Source organism: Allomuricauda ruestringensis DSM 13258, assembly GCF_000224085.1.
In the GTDB taxonomy this organism is placed as follows: Bacteria; Bacteroidota; Bacteroidia; order Flavobacteriales; family Flavobacteriaceae; genus Flagellimonas; species Flagellimonas ruestringensis.
This window is the reverse complement of record NC_015945.1, coordinates 1,959,249-1,976,464: the sequence shown is the minus strand read 5'-3', so window position 1 is coordinate 1,976,464 and position 17,216 is coordinate 1,959,249. Positions and strand designations below refer to the sequence as shown.

Annotated in this window: 17 protein-coding genes and 1 tRNA gene; 5 read left to right on the top strand and 13 right to left on the bottom strand. The window is 42.1% G+C overall.

What is annotated here, in order from left to right:
- Window positions 1-4: 4 nt before the first annotated feature.
- From MURRU_RS08885 to MURRU_RS08865, 5 genes are all read right to left on the bottom strand, one after another.
- On the bottom strand, window positions 5-442 hold the full coding sequence (locus MURRU_RS08885) for a hypothetical protein (protein WP_014033128.1): 438 nt from the start codon (window positions 440-442) through the stop codon (window positions 5-7).
- Window positions 443-468: 26 nt separating this feature from the next.
- The gene (locus tag MURRU_RS08880; protein ID WP_014033127.1) at window positions 469-1,197 is read right to left on the bottom strand and encodes a MotA/TolQ/ExbB proton channel family protein; all 729 of its coding nucleotides are present in this window, start codon (window positions 1,195-1,197) and stop codon (window positions 469-471) included.
- Between the two features lie 78 nt (window positions 1,198-1,275).
- Window positions 1,276-1,363: transfer RNA gene (locus MURRU_RS08875), tRNA-Ser, on the bottom strand.
- A 66-nt stretch (window positions 1,364-1,429) separates the two neighbouring features.
- Complete coding sequence (locus tag MURRU_RS08870) at window positions 1,430-2,461, bottom strand: asparaginase (protein ID WP_014033126.1); 1,032 nt, start codon at window positions 2,459-2,461, stop codon at window positions 1,430-1,432.
- 3 nt (window positions 2,462-2,464) lie between these two features.
- On the bottom strand, window positions 2,465-3,232 hold the full coding sequence (locus tag MURRU_RS08865) for a TatD family hydrolase (RefSeq protein WP_014033125.1): 768 nt from the start codon (window positions 3,230-3,232) through the stop codon (window positions 2,465-2,467).
- A gap of 125 nt (window positions 3,233-3,357) precedes the next feature.
- Between MURRU_RS08865 and MURRU_RS08860 the strand changes: the two genes are divergently transcribed.
- Complete coding sequence (locus tag MURRU_RS08860) at window positions 3,358-3,798, top strand: retropepsin-like aspartic protease family protein (protein ID WP_014033124.1); 441 nt, start codon at window positions 3,358-3,360, stop codon at window positions 3,796-3,798.
- Window positions 3,799-3,871: 73 nt separating this feature from the next.
- Here the strand turns inward: MURRU_RS08860 and odhB are convergent, their stop codons facing one another.
- Window positions 3,872-5,092 (bottom strand): 2-oxoglutarate dehydrogenase complex dihydrolipoyllysine-residue succinyltransferase, encoded by a 1,221-nt coding sequence (odhB, locus tag MURRU_RS08855; protein ID WP_014033123.1) that lies wholly within the window; start codon window positions 5,090-5,092, stop codon window positions 3,872-3,874.
- A gap of 23 nt (window positions 5,093-5,115) precedes the next feature.
- The gene (locus MURRU_RS08850; RefSeq protein ID WP_014033122.1) at window positions 5,116-7,914 is read right to left on the bottom strand and encodes a 2-oxoglutarate dehydrogenase E1 component; all 2,799 of its coding nucleotides are present in this window, start codon (window positions 7,912-7,914) and stop codon (window positions 5,116-5,118) included.
- A 209-nt stretch (window positions 7,915-8,123) separates the two neighbouring features.
- Between MURRU_RS08850 and MURRU_RS08845 the strand changes: the two genes are divergently transcribed.
- On the top strand, window positions 8,124-9,224 hold the full coding sequence (locus MURRU_RS08845) for an acyltransferase family protein (RefSeq protein ID WP_041801425.1): 1,101 nt from the start codon (window positions 8,124-8,126) through the stop codon (window positions 9,222-9,224).
- 7 nt (window positions 9,225-9,231) lie between these two features.
- Here the strand turns inward: MURRU_RS08845 and MURRU_RS08840 are convergent, their stop codons facing one another.
- From MURRU_RS08840 to MURRU_RS08830, 3 genes are read right to left on the bottom strand one after another with little or no spacing between them, the layout of a single operon-like run.
- Window positions 9,232-9,588, bottom strand: coding sequence for a hypothetical protein (locus MURRU_RS08840; RefSeq protein WP_014033120.1), 357 nt, complete (start codon window positions 9,586-9,588; stop codon window positions 9,232-9,234).
- Between the two features lie 42 nt (window positions 9,589-9,630).
- Window positions 9,631-10,647 (bottom strand): UDP-glucose 4-epimerase GalE, encoded by a 1,017-nt coding sequence (gene galE, locus MURRU_RS08835; RefSeq protein ID WP_014033119.1) that lies wholly within the window; start codon window positions 10,645-10,647, stop codon window positions 9,631-9,633.
- A 3-nt stretch (window positions 10,648-10,650) separates the two neighbouring features.
- Entirely contained in the window at window positions 10,651-11,805 is a 1,155-nt protein-coding gene (locus tag MURRU_RS08830) for a DegT/DnrJ/EryC1/StrS family aminotransferase (RefSeq protein ID WP_041801423.1), read from the bottom strand.
- 83 nt (window positions 11,806-11,888) lie between these two features.
- Here MURRU_RS08830 and MURRU_RS08825 point away from each other — a divergent pair, with 83 nt between their 5' ends.
- The 3 genes from MURRU_RS08825 (at window position 11,889) to MURRU_RS17940 (ending at window position 14,811) form a co-directional block, all read left to right on the top strand.
- Window positions 11,889-13,130, top strand: a complete 1,242-nt coding sequence (locus MURRU_RS08825) for a 3-deoxy-D-manno-octulosonic acid transferase (protein WP_014033117.1) — start codon at window positions 11,889-11,891, stop codon at window positions 13,128-13,130.
- 34 nt (window positions 13,131-13,164) lie between these two features.
- Entirely contained in the window at window positions 13,165-14,556 is a 1,392-nt protein-coding gene (locus MURRU_RS08820; protein ID WP_014033116.1) for a sugar porter family MFS transporter, read from the top strand.
- Window positions 14,557-14,661: 105 nt separating this feature from the next.
- Window positions 14,662-14,811, top strand: a complete 150-nt coding sequence (locus MURRU_RS17940; protein WP_014033115.1) for a hypothetical protein — start codon at window positions 14,662-14,664, stop codon at window positions 14,809-14,811.
- Here the strand turns inward: MURRU_RS17940 and MURRU_RS08815 are convergent.
- The 3 genes from MURRU_RS08815 to MURRU_RS08805 all read right to left on the bottom strand — a co-directional run bounded on the left by MURRU_RS08815 (window position 14,808) and on the right by MURRU_RS08805 (window position 17,181).
- On the bottom strand, window positions 14,808-15,434 hold the full coding sequence (locus tag MURRU_RS08815; RefSeq protein ID WP_014033114.1) for a hypothetical protein: 627 nt from the start codon (window positions 15,432-15,434) through the stop codon (window positions 14,808-14,810). The genes MURRU_RS17940 and MURRU_RS08815 overlap by 4 nt on opposite strands.
- A gap of 48 nt (window positions 15,435-15,482) precedes the next feature.
- Window positions 15,483-15,782: an HPF/RaiA family ribosome-associated protein gene (locus MURRU_RS08810; protein ID WP_014033113.1), complete on the bottom strand. Its 300-nt coding sequence runs from the start codon at window positions 15,780-15,782 to the stop codon at window positions 15,483-15,485.
- A 79-nt stretch (window positions 15,783-15,861) separates the two neighbouring features.
- A complete protein-coding gene (locus MURRU_RS08805) occupies window positions 15,862-17,181 on the bottom strand; it encodes an ATP-dependent 6-phosphofructokinase (protein ID WP_014033112.1) in 1,320 nt (439 codons plus the stop codon).
- Window positions 17,182-17,216: the final 35 nt, after the last annotated feature.

Here is a 17,216-nt window from a genome sequence, read left to right as displayed (position 1 = left end):
TTTTTTACTTAACAAACATTCTTTTCAAACCTGGTACTATCATTAGAATTACCGCAATCAGCGTAAGGATAAAAAATACATTCAATCCCATTCCAATGTTTTTCACAGTTCCTTCTGTGGTCTCCACACCTCTTTCGGACATAGTTTCTACCACAGCCATGTTATCTGAAGAAAGCCCGTAAGATATAGCCACTACTATGGCCAATCCACCAATGGCGAAAAGAGCTTTCTTTAAACTTCCTTTTGTGGTAAACAATTTTGCAAATCCGAAAACTACTGTAGTTACAACTGCAATAGCCAACAAGATGTACATAATAATGAACATAAAGTTCATTGCCCCACTATTTATGGCGCTTGGATCATCGGCGGACGGAAGGGAGAACCAAAGAACGGCGGCAACCAATCCGATGACGATGAGCAATATTTTTACTATTTTATTCATGATTCTCGATAGTTTTTAATTCGTAATTACTTCTTGTGGGCAGCCAACATGTCGATCAATGCGATTGAGCTGTCTTCCATGTCATTTACGATACTATCGATTTTAGCAATAATATAGTTGTAGAAAATCTGAAGGATAATCGCCGTGATCAAACCAAATACGGTTGTCAACAACGCCACCTGGATATCACCTGCAATCAAGGAAGCACTCAAGTTACCTACAGCTGCAATTTTCTGGAAGGCAGCAATCATACCGATTACCGTACCCATAAATCCAAGCATCGGAGCAATGGCGATAAACAAAGACAACCAAGAAACGTTTTTCTCCAACTGACCCATTTGTACACCTCCGTAGGCAACAACTGCTTTTTCAGCAGATTCCAGTCCTTCATCTGCTCTATCCAAACCTTGGTAATAGATAGAGGCAACAGGTCCTTTAGTGTTTCTACAAACTTCTTTGGCAGCTTCAACACCTCCAGAAGCCAAAGCATCTTCAACTTGTTGCTTCAACTTGGTAGAATTTGTGGTTGCCAAATTTAAATAGATGATTCTTTCAATGGCAACTGCCAATCCCAAGATCAAACAAAGAAGTACGATACCCATAAAGGCAGGACCTCCTTGGATAAATTGTTCTTTTAATACTTGGGTGAAACCTTTGCTGGCTTCAGCTTCTTCTTGCAACATTGCTGCAGATGCAGTTGTAGTTCCCATCACAAACATTCCGGCAGCAGCCAGAGTAAAGGATATTTTTTTCATTTTACTTAAACTTAAATTTAGTTAGTTAATAATGTTAAAGATATAAAAATTTTATAATAGAAAAACTAAAATACCTTGCAGAGAGGAAGGGATTCGAACCCTCGATACACTTTTGGTGTATACACACTTTCCAGGCGTGCGCCTTCGACCACTCGGCCACCTCTCTATTGTTTCATTTAGGGCGACCAATAAACAAAAAAATAATTAGTTATAGAAATTTGAAGCGTTAATTTTACACCATTTCACCACGGAGTGGTGTCTCAAAAATTGTCTTGAACAATTTGTCGGGAACCCCTGCCCCCAAAAGGTACATCGCCTTTGCTACAGCTGCTTCGGTCGTAATATCCTTGCCGTTAACCAGTTGCATCGCCTTAAGTTTTTCACTGGTCTCATAATGACCCATGGAAACGCTCCCACCAGAGCATTGTGTCACGTTAATAATGTGCAATCCATTTTCCACGGCTTTTTTTACGGCACCTAAAAACCATTTGTCCATCGGAGCGTTCCCTGCACCGTATGTTTCCAAAATAAGGGCCTTTAAATCGGGAATGTTCAAGACCGATTGGAGCACATTTTGGTTAAGCCCGGGAAACAATTTTAGAATCGCCACGTTATTGTCCAGTTTTTTATGCACTTGAAGCGACTTGTTTTTTGTCATCTTTTTGATCAAATAATTCTGATGCACCTTTAAATGCACCCCGGATTCCACCAAAGGTGGATGGTTGAGCGAGGCAAAAGCCTCAAAATGTTCCGCGTTTATCTTGGTGGTTCGGTTACCCCGGTAGAGTTTATATTCAAAATACAAACCTACCTCCTGCACCACGGGTTTTCCTTTTTTCTGGAGCGCAGCAATCTCGATGGAGGTAATCAGGTTCTCCTTGGCATCCGTTCGTAAATCCCCAATGGGCAATTGAGATCCCGTAAAAATGACCGGCTTTTCCAGATTCTCCAACATAAAACTGAGCGCCGAGGCTGAATAACTCATGGTATCGCTTCCGTGCAACACCACAAAACCATCATTATCCGCGTAATGCTCTTCGATGATGGAAGCGATCACCCCCCAATAATCGGGGTTCATATTGGAGGAATCAATGGGCTCTTCGAACGAAACTCCTTTGAGGTTACAGTCCAATTGTTTCAGCTCTGGGATATTTTTGACGAGTTCCTCAAAATTGAAGGCTTTGAGCGCACCTGTTTTGTAATCCTTAACCATCCCGATGGTTCCCCCGGTATAAATCAGCAATATGTTGGTCTTCTTTTTCATAGGTTAGATTCCGAATATTTCTTTGGAATTTTCGGTAGTGATAGCAGCAATTTCTTCCTCGGGTTTACCATATATGGATGAAAGTTTTCCCAACACCTTTGTTATATAGGAGCTCTCGTTCCGTTTTCCGCGATAGGGTGTTGGTGCCAAATAGGGCGCATCGGTTTCCAAAACAACATGTTTCAGGTCGATTTTATTCAAGAACTTATCAATTTTGCCATTTTTAAAGGTGGCCACTCCCCCAATACCCAACTTCATATTGTAGGACATAGCTTGATGGGCCTGTTCCAAAGTTCCCGTAAAACAATGAAAAATCCCGAAGAGGTCATCTCCTTTTTCTTGTTCCAAAATCTCAAAGATTTCATCGAACGATTCCCGACAATGGATCACAATGGGCAACTGGTGCTTTTTCGCCAGACGGATCTGGTACACAAAAGCCTCCTGCTGTTGCTTTAAAAAGGTCTGGTCCCAATACAGGTCGATTCCGATTTCGCCCACGGCATAGAATTTTTTTTTGGAGAGCCACTCCTCTACATGGGCCAGCTCGTCCTTATAATTTTCTTTGACATGGGTGGGGTGCAAGCCTGTCATTAAAAACACATTATCGGGATAATTGGATTCCAAATCCAGCATGGATTGGGTATACTCGGAATCGATGGCGGGAATAAAAAAGCGCTCCACCCCAGCATCAAGGGCACGTTGCATCATTTCGCTTCTATCCTTATCAAAGGCTTCACTATACAAATGGGTATGGGTATCGGTTATAATCATATCGCAAAAATAGGTTTATCTTAGACGTCCCAAAACTTTGTTTCTAAATATACACATAGATGCTTCGACGGAGCCAGTCTTGAGCGAAGTCGAAAGGCTCAGCATGACATCTCTCAATTAATAATATGGCATCACTCAAAAAATTCCTCAAAAACAAGGATTACATTACAATACCTTTGGTATTTACCGAAACTAACCACTTTGAACTCATTGCAAGCATCAATGGCGTTACAGGCAAGTTTATTTTGGATACTGGAGCGTCCAATACTTGTGTTGGGATGGACAAAATCGAATTTTTTGAAATGGCTTCCGAAGCTACGGACATTAAAGCGGCTGGGGCTGGCGCCACGGAAATGGAAACCTTAATCTCCAACAAAAACAAAATCCAGATCGGGGAGTGGAAAAAGAAAAAACAGAAAGTGGTCCTTTTTGACCTTACCCACGTGAACCAAGCTTTGATTGCACACAATGCATTGCCCGTAGATGGCATTATCGGTGCCGATGTGCTTAAAAAAGGTAAAGCGGTAATCGACTACAATAAAAAATGCCTCTACTTAAAAAAGTAAAGGCATTTGTTTTATTAACCTCTCGACCGCACTTCGACTTCGCTCAGTGACCTCGCTCGAGCTGACAACCTATTTATAATTCCAACGCTTTTTTCACATTATCGTCCATCAACAATTCTTCTGGACTTTCCAAGGCTTCCTTTACAGCTACCAAAAATCCTACGGATTCTTTACCATCAATAATTCTATGATCATAAGAAAGTGCAACGTACATTACAGGTGCGATGGCAATGGCGCCATCCCTAACAATGGCACGTTCCACAATGTTGTGCATACCTAAAATCCCACTTTGTGGTGGGTTGATGATCGGAGTGGACAACATAGATCCAAATACACCCCCGTTGGTTATGGTAAAGGTACCACCGGTCATTTCATCCACGGTAATCTCACCTTCTCTGGCACGAATGGCCAAACGTTTAACTTCGGATTCAATCCCCCTAAACGTAAGGTTCTCTGCATTACGGATTACGGGAACCATCAATCCTTTAGGCCCTGAAACCGCTATACTGATGTCGCAGAAATCATAAGTGATCATTTCCTTGCCATCAATCATGGAGTTCACAGAGGGGTACATTTCCAATGCTCTGATCACCGCCTTGGTGAAGAATGACATAAACCCAAGACTTACCCCATGCTTTTCTTTGAACTGTTCTTTGTATTCTTTACGTAACTCAAAGATTGCCGACATATCGACTTCGTTGAAGGTGGTCAGCATCGCGGTCTCGTTCTTTGCCGAAACCAATCGCTCGGCCACTTTTCTGCGCAACATGGACAGTTTGGAACGGCTTTCACCACGGTTACCACCAGTTGGGGTTCCCATGGATGGCTTAGCTTTTACAGCATCATCTTTGGTGATACGCCCATCTCTTCCGCTTCCAGAAACAGATGAGGGTTCGATTCCTTTTTCATCCAATATTTTCTTTGCTGCAGGAGATGGAGTCCCGGAAGCATAGGTTTCCTTTTTGGATTCTTCTTTCTTAGGCGCTTCTTTTTTGGGTTCTTCCTTTTTGGGTTCTTCTTTTTTATCGGAACCACCAGATGAACCTTCAGGCTTTTCCGCACTCGTATCGATGAGGCAAACCACCTCGCCAACGGCTACGGCGTCCCCCACTTCGGCCTTAAGGGTAATAATACCACTCGCCTCCGCAGGAAGCTCCAATGTTGCCTTGTCCGAGTCCACCTCGGCTATGGCTTGGTCTTTCTCCACATAATCTCCATCCTCAACCAACCAATCGGCAATTTCTACTTCTGTAATGGATTCCCCTGGTGAGGGAACTTTCATTTCTAAAACCATCTTTATTGTAGTTTATACTTGTATTATCTTATTTGCATATTATTTTTGCTCTTGTCAAAAACGTAGTCCAACACTTGGGCATGACGTCTTTTTGAGCGAACGGCACTACCTGCTGCAGGAGCACCATAGAACCTTCTGGAAGCCACCCGAAATTGTTTGGCTTCTTCCAAATGCATCAACATGTGGCTCCACGCTCCCATGTTCCTGGGTTCTTCCTGGGCCCAAACAATATCGTCTGCATTTTTATATTTTTTGATGATGCTTCGCATTTCTTTTGCAGGCAATGGGAACAGTTGTTCCACGCGTACCAAAGCTACATCATCTCTTTCAAGCTCTTCCCGTTTATCCAAAAGGTCATAGTAGAATTTGCCCGTACAGAACACCAATGTCTTTACTTTGGCGGCTTTGGCCTCGGCATCGTCAATCACCATCTGGAAACCTCCATTGGCCATCTCCTCCTTGGTGGAAACCACCTTGGGATGCCTCAACAAACTTTTCGGTGTAAATACCACCAATGGCTTACGGAACTTGGCTTTCATTTGTCTACGGAAGAGATGGAACAGGTTGGCCGGTGTGGTCACATCCGCCACGAACATATTGTCCTTAGCACACAATTGCAAGTACCTTTCCATACGTGCCGAAGAGTGTTCAGCACCCTGACCTTCGTACCCATGGGGCAACAAGAGCACCAATCCGTTCTGCAATTTCCATTTGTCCTCCGCTGATGAGAGATATTGATCTATTATAATCTGGGCTCCATTGCTGAAATCCCCGAACTGCGCTTCCCAGATGGTCAAAGTTTTTGGACTTGCCATGGCGTAGCCATAATCAAATCCCATTACGGCATATTCTGAAAGTAGTGAGTTGTAGATATGGAACTTTCCATTTTGGTTGTCCCCCATCTCGTTCAACAGCACCACCTCTTCCTCGTGCATCTCCGTTTTGATGACGGCATGCCTGTGCGAGAAAGTTCCCCGTTCCACATCTTGTCCCGTCATCCGAACATCGTAACCTTCCTCGACCAATGATCCGTAGGCCAAAAGTTCTCCCATGGCCCAATCGAGCTTGTTGTCCTCGAAATACATTTTATGGCGACCTTCCACCAATCGTTCCAATTTTCTTAGGAATTTTTTATCCTCTGGAAGTTTGGTGATGCTTTGGGCAACCTCATCTAACTTTTTAAGGTCGTAAGTAGTATCCATAGGTTTCAGCATCACCTCTTCGGTCACCTGCTCAAACCCTTCCCACTCATCTTTCATGAAAGGGGTTATCCTTGTCTTCTCGATTTTGCGGGAATCCAAAAGATCCTCCTCAAGATCGTTCTTATATTTTTCTTCGAGCTCTTTTACGTAATTCTCATCGATTACCCCTTCGGCAATCAACTTCTCTGCGTAAATATCCCTCGGGTTTTTATGCTTGGAAATGGATTTATACAACAAGGGCTGGGTAAACTTAGGTTCATCACCTTCATTGTGGCCATACTTTCTATAACCCAATAAATCCAAGAAAATGTCGCGCTTGTAGCGCATCCTGTATTCCAACGCAAAGGTCGTGGCATGCACCACAGCTTCGGCATCATCGGCATTAACGTGCAATACTGGGGAAAGGGTTACTTTCCCAACATCTGTACAATAGGTGGAGGATCTAGCATCCAAATAGTTGGTGGTAAACCCGATTTGGTTATTCACCACAATATGGATAGTACCGCCTGTGGTGTAGCCTTCCAAACGAGCCATTTGAATCACTTCGTACACGACTCCCTGTGCAGCAAAAGCAGCATCCCCATGGATTAAAATTGGCAGTACTTCGGAGATGTTATCACCATGGTCACGATCTTGCTTAGCCCTAGCTATACCTTCAACAATGGAGTTTACGGTTTCCAAGTGCGAAGGGTTCGGGGCAATGTTCATATTGACCATTTTCCCTGAATCCGTTTCACGTTTAGAGGTCCACCCCAAGTGATATTTTACATCACCATCAAAGATGGTTTCCTCATAATCCTTACCATCGAACTCACTAAAGATATCTTTTGGCGATTTCCCGAAAATATTGGTCAAAACATTCAAACGCCCTCGGTGGGCCATACCCACCACAAATTGCTTCACGCCTTGGTCCGCCGCTTTTTCAACAATCACATCCAAAGCGGGAATCAACGATTCGCCACCTTCCAATGAAAATCGTTTTTGCCCTACATATTTGGTATGTAAAAAGCTCTCAAAAGAAACGGCCTCGTTTAATTTCCTAAGGATGTTTTTCTTTTCTTCCGCGGTATAATTGGGGTGGTTGTCATTTTTGTTGAGCCAGTCCTGAATCCATTGGATACGTTCCGGGGTACGTATATACATGTACTCCACTCCTATCGCATCACAATAAATACTCTCGAGGTGTCGTATAATTTCCTTCAGGGGGGCTGGACCTATTCCAAGAATTTTTCCAGCATCAAAAACAGTGTCCAAGTCTCCTTCGGTCAGGCCAAAGTTGGCTATATCCAAAGTAGGTACATACTTTCTCCTTTCCCTTACAGGGTTTGTTTCGGTAAAGAGGTGTCCACGGGAACGATAACCATCAATAAGGCGAATTACCTGAAATTCCTTCTGAAGGGCTTCGGGCATTTCCACTTTCCTTCCATTGGAAAGTACCACCATTCCGCCTTTATCGGATTCAATCCCCAAATCTTCGAGGGAACCTTCCAAACCAAAATCAAATCCTTGAAAAAAAGCCCTCCAACTGGGCTCTACATTATCGGGATTCGTTAGATATTTTTCGTATTGCTCCGCAAAAAACGAAGTGTGCGCAGCATTTAAAAATGAATATTTGTCCATTCTTTATGTTTCTCCAAAACTTTATGGAAAATTTTGTCAAAAATACGGGTTTTAGCATTTATATGCTTGCATTCCCTTCAATTTCTTATTCAAATTTACAACTATATCACAGAATGAGCAGGAAAGCGATAAAAATGAAATTTTTAACTGAAATTAACAGGGGAAACTAAAAATAAATTAACTTGAGCGCCCAGTTAAACCAACCAAACATGTCCAAACTTAAAAATAGATATCTTTCCTTGGATGTTTTCAGGGGTCTGGATGTCGCCTTGATGATCATTGTTAACTCACCAGGTAATGGCTCCACCACTTTTTCGCCATTATTGCACGCCGATTGGAACGGCTTTACATTGACCGACCTTGTTTTTCCCACTTTTTTATTTGTGGTGGGAAATTCCATGAGTTTTAGCATGAAAAAGTATGAAAGCATGGGCAAGCCTGCTTTTTTTAAGAAGGTTCTGAAGCGAACTGCCATCATTTTTCTATTGGGCTTTTTAATGTACTGGTACCCATTTTTTGATGACGGACAGTTAAAACCATTTTCGGAAACCAGAGTTTTTGGGGTTTTGCAACGTATTGCGTTGTGCTATATGTTCGCATCCATAATCCTTCACTTTGTAAAGACCAAAACGGCCATTTGGCTTAGTGCCCTGTTTTTAGTGGGCTACCACCTCATTTTAATTGGTTTTGGAGACCTCACCTTAACTGGAAATGCCGTTCTTAAACTGGATGAGTGGCTTATTGGCGCCAACCATATGTACCATGGCGAAGGCATTGCTTTTGACCCCGAGGGATTGTTGAGCACCCTTCCCGCCATTGTAAATGTGATCATCGGCTACTTAGCGGGTCGATTTATCCAGAACAACGGCCAAAATTTTGAAACTGTCGCCAAATTGATGATGTTCGGGTTTGCCCTGGTCTTCGCAGGTCTGGCCTGGGACCTTGTTTTGCCCATCAATAAAAAACTTTGGACAAGCTCCTTTGTACTGCTCACCTGTGGCATCGACCTTTTTGCCATTGCGATACTTATTTATATCCTTGATATGAAAAAGGCGAAAAGCTGGAGCTACTTTTTTGAGGTTTTCGGTAAAAACACCTTGTTTATTTACCTATTATCGGAACTTTTCATCATAACCCTTTTTGCTATCGATGTTAACGGGGAATCGCTTTACAGATGGATTGCCGACACCATTTTTATATCGTGGTCTGGCGGGTATATGGGTTCTTTATTGTTTGCACTTTGGGTTGTGCTCACTTGTTGGTTCGTGGGCTACATTATGGACAAGAAAGGAGTTTATGTAAAGGTCTGACCAAAGGTCAGCTGCTATATTTGGCTTTGTACCAAACTTTTTGCCACTCCCTTTTCAATAGTAAAAAAGATACCTCCGCCGAAATATCAACGACATCCGACGGAGTTATTTTTTTGACTTCGCTCTCTGCAATATCCACCACATATAATAGGTTGAGATAGTTTTGGAACTTTTCCACGATCAAGTAATAAACCTTTTCGTGGATGGTACTTTTAAGTTGCTCGGGGGTAATGTCCAAGGGAATATTGATGGGCACATTGGCCAATTCAAAATCCTTTATTAGCTGTTGCAATAGTTTTTGATAGAGTTGTTCTTTCTGGACTGCTTCCAGCAACTCCAAACTGTTTTTAAAGTTAGATAGCATTCTCCTATTTACGTGAAAATTTGAGTTTGGGATTATTGCGCCTTAACTTCTTACGATTTTCTCCCACTCCCAAGCGGATTTCATGGCATCATCCAAAGAGGATTTAGCCTTCCACCCCAAAACTTGATTCGCCTTTTGAGTATCGGCATAGGCTTGGATTACGTCTCCTGGTCTTCTACCAACTATTTTATAGTTCAACTTTTCTCCAGAAACGCGTTCAAAACTATGGATCACTTCCAAAACGGAACTTCCTTTTCCCGTACCCAAGTTGAACACCTCGTAATTGGTTTCGTTCTTTTCTTCCAAAAGACGTTGCAATGCTGCTACATGCGCCTTCGCCAAGTCAACTACATGGATATAATCCCTAATGCAAGTCCCATCTTCGGTAGGGTAATCATCTCCAAAGACCGAAAGTTGCTCCCGCAACCCCACACCTGTTTGAGTGATGAAGGGAACCAAATTTTGGGGCACTCCAATGGGAAGTTCCCCTATTTTCCCGGATGGGTGCGCGCCTATCGGATTAAAATAACGTAAAGCAATGGCTTTCAAATCTGGGTTTACCTTGCAGGTATCTCGAATTATCTCTTCGCCTACTTGCTTGGTATTGCCATAAGGAGATTCTGCTGGTTTTACTGGAGCAGCCTCGGTAATGGGCATTTGATCTGCCTGGCCATAAACGGTGCAAGAACTGCTGAAGATAAAGTTTGCCCCCCCTTTTTTCTTCAACTCTTGAAGGATGTATACCAACACACCCAAGTTGTTCTCGTAATACAAAAGTGGTTCCTCCACACTTTCCCCGACCGCTTTGGAAGCCGCAAAATGGATTACCCCTGTGATATCGTCGTGTTTTTTAAAGAAAGTTTGGACTTTTGGTTTATCCCGAAGGTCAAATTCTTCAAAAATGGGTCTTTTGCCCGTAATGGCTTCAATTCCGTCTAAAACATCAACGGACGAGTTGGATAGGTTGTCCACCACCACTACCTCAAAACCTTCATTCTGCAATTCAACAACGGTATGGCTTCCAATAAAACCCAAACCGCCTGTTACAAGTATTTTCATTTTTTATTTGTTTACAAAGTCGATGACCAACTTGGTTATAAAATCAATTTGTTCATCATCCAACTCCGTGTGCATGGGAAGCGAAATAACCTCTTCCACCAATTGATTGGTCACAGGAAAATCTTCTTCATTGTAACGGTCATTCGCATAGGCTTTCTGCTTATGCAATGGAACTGGATAATATACACCACAAGGAACGTCATTGTCGTTTAAATGTTGTGCCAAACCGTCCCGCTTACCATTTGTAATCCGCAAAGTATACTGATGGAACACATGGCAATCACAAACACTTTTATCCGTTTCACAGCCGCAAGATATTTTTGGCGCTACAATATGCTCCTGCCCTTTAAATGCCTTGGAATATTTTGATGCTGCCTCCCATCGTTTCTGGTTGTAAAAGTCCAATTTGGGCAGCTTTGCCCTTAAAACAGCGGCTTGAATGGAGTCCAACCTGGAGTTTACTCCCACCACATCATGATAATATCTTTTGTACATACCATGGTTCACGATACCGCGAATGGTATGGGCCAAATCGTCATCATTGGTAAAAATGGCACCACCATCGCCATAACAGCCCAAGTTTTTGGACGGGAAAAAGGAAGTTGCGCCAATATGACCAATGGTACCGGCCTTCTGTTTTTTGCCATCCCTGGAAACATAGGACCCCCCAATGGCCTGTGCATTATCTTCAATCACATACAGATTGTGTTTTTTGGCCAAGGCCATAATCTCATCCATATTGGCGCACTGCCCAAATAAATGTACGGGCACAATGGCCTTTGTGTTTGGTGTAATGGCCTTTTCTATGGCTTTTACATCAATATTGAAAGTGTCGGGTTCCACATCCACCAAAACTGGGGTCAATTGTAAAAGACCTATCACCTCAACCGTTGCGGCAAAAGTAAAATCGGCCGTAATTACCTCATCTCCCGGTTTCAATCCAAGCCCCATCATGCAAATTTGAAGAGCATCGGTTCCATTGGCGCATGGGATAACATGCTTTATATCCAGATATTCCTCTAATTCATTTTGAAAAGCGTGTACGTGGGGACCATTTATGAATGCTGAAGAATCCAAGATTTCTGCAATGGCTTCGTTGACCTCGGTTTTTATACCTTCATATTGACCTTTTAGGTCAACCATCTGTATTTTTTTCATCCAAATAAATTAATAGATCAAAATTAAGAAATTAAGATGCTATAATGGTCTCTGACCGAAAGAATGTATTTTAGCGAAAAATGATGTCCTTGCGTTTTCTTTACAACATACTGATCAACATAGCTTGGCTTGGCCTTAAAGTAATTGCACTTTTTAACGCGAAGATTAAATTGTTCGTTCAAGGTCGGCAGAAAGCCTTTCCCTTATTGAAGGAACAGCTCCCACTGAACAGTAAAACCGTTTGGATGCATGTGGCTTCCTTGGGCGAATTTGAACAAGGGCTGCCTATTTTAGAAAGATTACGTTCCAAATATCCCGAGCACAAACTGGTCCTAAGCTTTTTTTCTCCTTCTGGTTATGAGGTGAAAAAGAATTCATCGGTTGCCGATCTGGTGGTGTATTTACCCATGGACAGCAATTACAAGGCAAAGCGATTTTTAAACCTTGTGAATCCAGAGTTGGCCATTTTTGTAAAGTACGAGGTTTGGCCCAATTATCTTTATCACCTTAAAAAAAGGGGCATTCCCACTATTTTGGTATCGGCTATTTTTTCCAGTAGGCAGATTTATTTTAAGCCTTATGGTGGATTTATGCGAAAGAGCCTCGGGAAATTCGACCATTATTTCGTTCAAGATGAAAACTCCAAAAAGCTGTTGGAATCCATCAGATTTACAAATATCAGTATTAGTGGGGATACTCGTTTGGACCGAGTTTCAAAAATTTTGGAACGCAACAATCAATTGGAATTCATGGACCGTTTCAAAAACAACCAACTGTGCATGGTAGCGGGCAGTACATGGCTCGAAGATGAAGAGATACTCATCAACTACATCAATAACAGCAAAGAAAAGGTGAAATTTGTAATCGCCCCTCATGAAATAAAACCTGCCCATATTGAGAAAATCACCTCGGCCCTTCAAAAAAGAACGGTACTTTATTCCACGATAGGCAATCAAAATTTAAAGGAGTTCGATGTACTTGTGGTGGACACCATTGGCTTGTTGACCAAAATATACAGTTATGCCAATATCGCCTACGTAGGGGGTGGTTTTGCCACGGGACTGCACAACACCATGGAACCTGCGGTTTTTGGAATCCCCATTATTATTGGACCACAATTTGAAGGATTCAAGGAAGCAGAGGACCTCGTTAATGAAGGTGGCATCCTACCCATTTCGAGTAAAGATAGTTTTGACAATTTGGTGGACGACCTTTTGAACAACCCTATTTCCATTAAAAATATAGGAGCAATCAACTCCAATTACATCAATTCTAACAGAGGTGCTGCCGATTTGATTATGAAACACATTTCCAAGATTATGTAAATTTTGGTTAGCTTTAGCAAAATTCACCTTTTATATGGACAAGCGTATTTTCAGAATTTCATTGACGGCGGCCCTAGCGGGCTTTTTATTTGGGTTTGATACCGTTGTTATTTCCGGTGCAAATCAGCCCATAAAAGAAATATGGGACACCAACTGGTTTTTGGGCGATTCCATTTTCACTTTCCACGGTATCTTCATAATGTCCATGGCACTTTGGGGAACCGTTCTGGGTTCACTTTTTGGAGGTATTCCAACCGACCGTTTGGGAAGAAAAAAGACCTTGTTCTGGATAGGTGTACTCTATTTTGCATCGGCGATGGGTTCGGCCTTTGCTCCCGAACCCTATAGTTTTTCACTCTTTAGGTTTATTGGGGGTATTGGCGTAGGTGCCTCATCGGTGGCCGCACCGGTTTATATCTCTGAGATTTCCACTGCCCAAACACGTGGTAGGTTAACGGCCATGTACCAGTTCAATATTGTTTTTGGAATTTTGATCGCCTTTATATCCAATTATTTTATCGGGATCATTTTTGATGAAAGCATTGCTTGGCGATGGATGTTGGGTATTGAAGGGCTTCCCGCTTTGATCTACACCTTTATGGTGTTCAAGATACCGAACAGCCCACGATGGTTGTTGTTGAAGGACCGAGCAGACGCTGTGGTCATTGAATCCATTACTTTATTGGGCATTGCAAAAGACAAGGCCTCCATCCATCTGGAGCAAATTAAAGTTGCCTTAGTGGAAACCACGGAAAAACAAAAGGAAAGTTTGTTCTCTGGAAAGTACAACAAACCGCTGGCCCTAGCTTTTTTGATTGCTTTTTTCAATCAACTTTCGGGAATCAATTTTGTGCTGTACTACGCCCCTGAAATCTTGGAACGGGCAGGTCTCGCTTCGGGTGAATCGCTCTTTAGTTCCATATCCATCGGTATCATTAACTTGATATTCACCTTTGTAGGCATTTCCCTGATCGATAAATTGGGACGAAAGCAATTAATGTACATCGGTTCCATCGGCTATATTGTGAGTTTGGCCATGGTGGGCTGGTGTTTCTATTCAGGCGCCAGTTCCGTGCTGTTGCTCACTTTTATTTTGATTTTTATTGCCTCCCATGCCGTGGGGCAAGGTGCCGTGATCTGGGTGTTTATTTCGGAAATTTTCCCGAACAAGGTCCGGTCTTACGGGCAATCGTGGGGTACTGGAACGCACTGGGTATTCGCTGCTTTGATTACCTTGCTCACCCCTACTTTTTTAGATGCTGAAATAGGAATTTTTAAAGATAACCCATGGCCTATCTTTATCTTTTTTGCGGTTATGATGGTACTCCAATTATTATGGGTGATTTTTATGATGCCAGAGACCAAGGGAATCTCTTTGGAGGAGTTGGGAAAACTGCTCAGTCGAAAGAAACAAAAGTCCAATTGATTGGTTTACAGCATACGGCAAAAAACAATCCTTTAATCGAATAGTGAGCCATCCAATAAAGGAAATACGCAAATAATTCCTTAAATTGATGGAAATTACACTATTATGGCAGATGAAATTAGCTTTGGAAACAGACTTATAGTCGGTTTTTTACGAATCATGGTCTTTGTATTGATCGTAATATTGATTGCAATACCCGTTTTGATTGCGTTGGACTTTTTGGGAATTTTGGAGGCAATAGGACTATCCTCTTAAAAAATCACGTCTTCTTCTCCCATTGATTTGGTTACCAACTTAACGTAGGAACCTATGGCCTTATCGACATTCGTTGGCTCCGTAACGTCCACTTCGCCCCTCCAAACAAGCTCTATCTCCTTTCCAACACATATACAGTATAGGGAGGTTTCTGCATGGTATATGTTAAAAGTATCGTAGTATTCGGGATCGTAGTAAATTTCTTGATGTTCCAAATAATCCGTACTGAACCTCATAAGCATTTTATCCACTTCGTTAATGTGTTCCCTAAATGTTCTTCGGTTTTCTGTGCCTACGACCTTGGTAAACAAAATAGCATCGAACCCTTTGTCCAGCAACTGTTGTTCCACTTCCTCCAATTCCTGTTCAGATCTTTGGGAAGAGGTGAATTCCACATCAAAAAGATCAATACTGCGCATAGCATCCACTCCTTGATCTTTTAAAGCATCGGCAAACCTGGATTCAAACTCCATTCGGGCGCTATCGTCCTGCACCATGCCCACTACCAGCACTTGATATGCATCAAATAGCACTATATCGGGATTTTTCCAAGTACTCACCAATCTAGTTGAAGAGCATCCCATAAGGAGCAGTAAACTGATGCCGATTAATTTAAGTTTCATCACAGTGTTTTTTAAAAGATCTGTACGCTACAAAGATCTTAATTTCTATTAACGGGTATCGAACGTAGCTTGCCTTTTTTCAAGCTGTCTTCTCAAATCCTCAACGGTTTGGGACATGGATTTTTCAAAATCGTCGGTATCGGATTTGGCAAATATTCTCGGTCCCGGAGCACTCAGCTCAATTTCACAGATCTTGCCTTCTCCAGTTTTATCATTTTCAGTTTTAAACAATACATTGGCCTTGATCAACCAACTGTATTTTTGTTCCAAACTTTCCAGTTTTTTTATTAATAATTGGGTCAACGACTCACTGGTCTTCATCTTTTGATATTGAACGTGTACTTCCATGATTACTGTTTTGATTGTATTCAAATCTATGACTACTATAGATAAAATTTAATGATAATTGTCAGTTAAAAACCGGTTCTTATCCCAAGAAAAACGGCTGACCTGTGCTTTGCAGTACAGAGAACCAGAACTCGCCTTCCAAATCAATTTTCTTTCTCTTTTTAGTGACTTCGTCAACAGGCAAATACACATAACGATTGTTTATCCTACTGGCAACAAACTTGGTCTTTCCGGCCATTGCTCCGTGTACGGCATGATAAGCCAATCCACTGCAATAAACACTATCGCTGGAGTTGGCCGGGGCACACCGCACAATATAGCTAGGGTCGATGTACTTAATGGTCACTGGCCTTTTTTCTTTAAAGTATTCTATAATTTTTTCCTTTAGGAAAACACCAATATCCTCGTGCTGTACATTGCCCGATGCATCCTTTACCATCTTTCTGTCTTTAAAAAGTTGTTGTCCCGCACCTTCTGCCACCACAATAACGGCATGTTTTTTTTCTTGTAGACGCTTTTCCAAAACTTTTAAGAAGCCTTCTTCACCCTCAAGGGAAAAATCCATTTCGGGAATCAGTACAAAATTAACGACGGGCATGGCCAAAGCGGCCGAAGCAGCAATAAAACCACTATCCCTACCCATTAATTTAATAATGGAGATACCATTATAAGCTCCTGTTGCTTCATTATGGGCATCGCGTAAAATGGGACTTGCTACGTCAAAAGCGGTCTGAAAGCCAAAGGATTCGTCAATAAGATCAATATCGTTGTCTATGGTCTTTGGAATTCCCACTACACTGATTTTCCCATTTCTTTTGGCAATTTCCTCACCAATGGCATTTACCCCCTTCAAAGTTCCATCTCCACCAATGGCAAATAACATATCCACACGGTTATTTTCAAGGGTGTCCACCATTACAGACACATCTTGCTCGCCTCTGGACGAACCTAAAAAAGTACCCCCAAATTGATGGATGTCCTTTACCTTGTCCGGTGTCAATTCTACGAAATCATGTCCTTTTTCAGGATTTAGGCCTTCATAACCATAGGGGATCCCAATAATTTTTTTGATCCCATAAAAATAGTGCAGGGCCATTACCAATCCACGAATCACATTGTTGATTCCTGGGCAAAGACCGCCACAGGTGACTATTGCCGCAGTAGTGTTTTTGGCATCAAAAAAGATGTTTTGTCTTGGACCTGCTTTTTCCATACAAATAGGTGCCTCCCCATCATTTAAACATTGATTGTAATATTGTATGGAGGGGTCGAACACCAACCTATCCGACTCACTTACAAAGCTGAATATGTGGTCTCCCTTAACGGTACTAAGCTGAAGCGGCGACGTATACTGAGACGCCCCCAAGCTTTCTATGGAAAATCTATTTTTATCGTTCACTTTTATTGAATCTTAAAGATGTTCGGACAAACTGT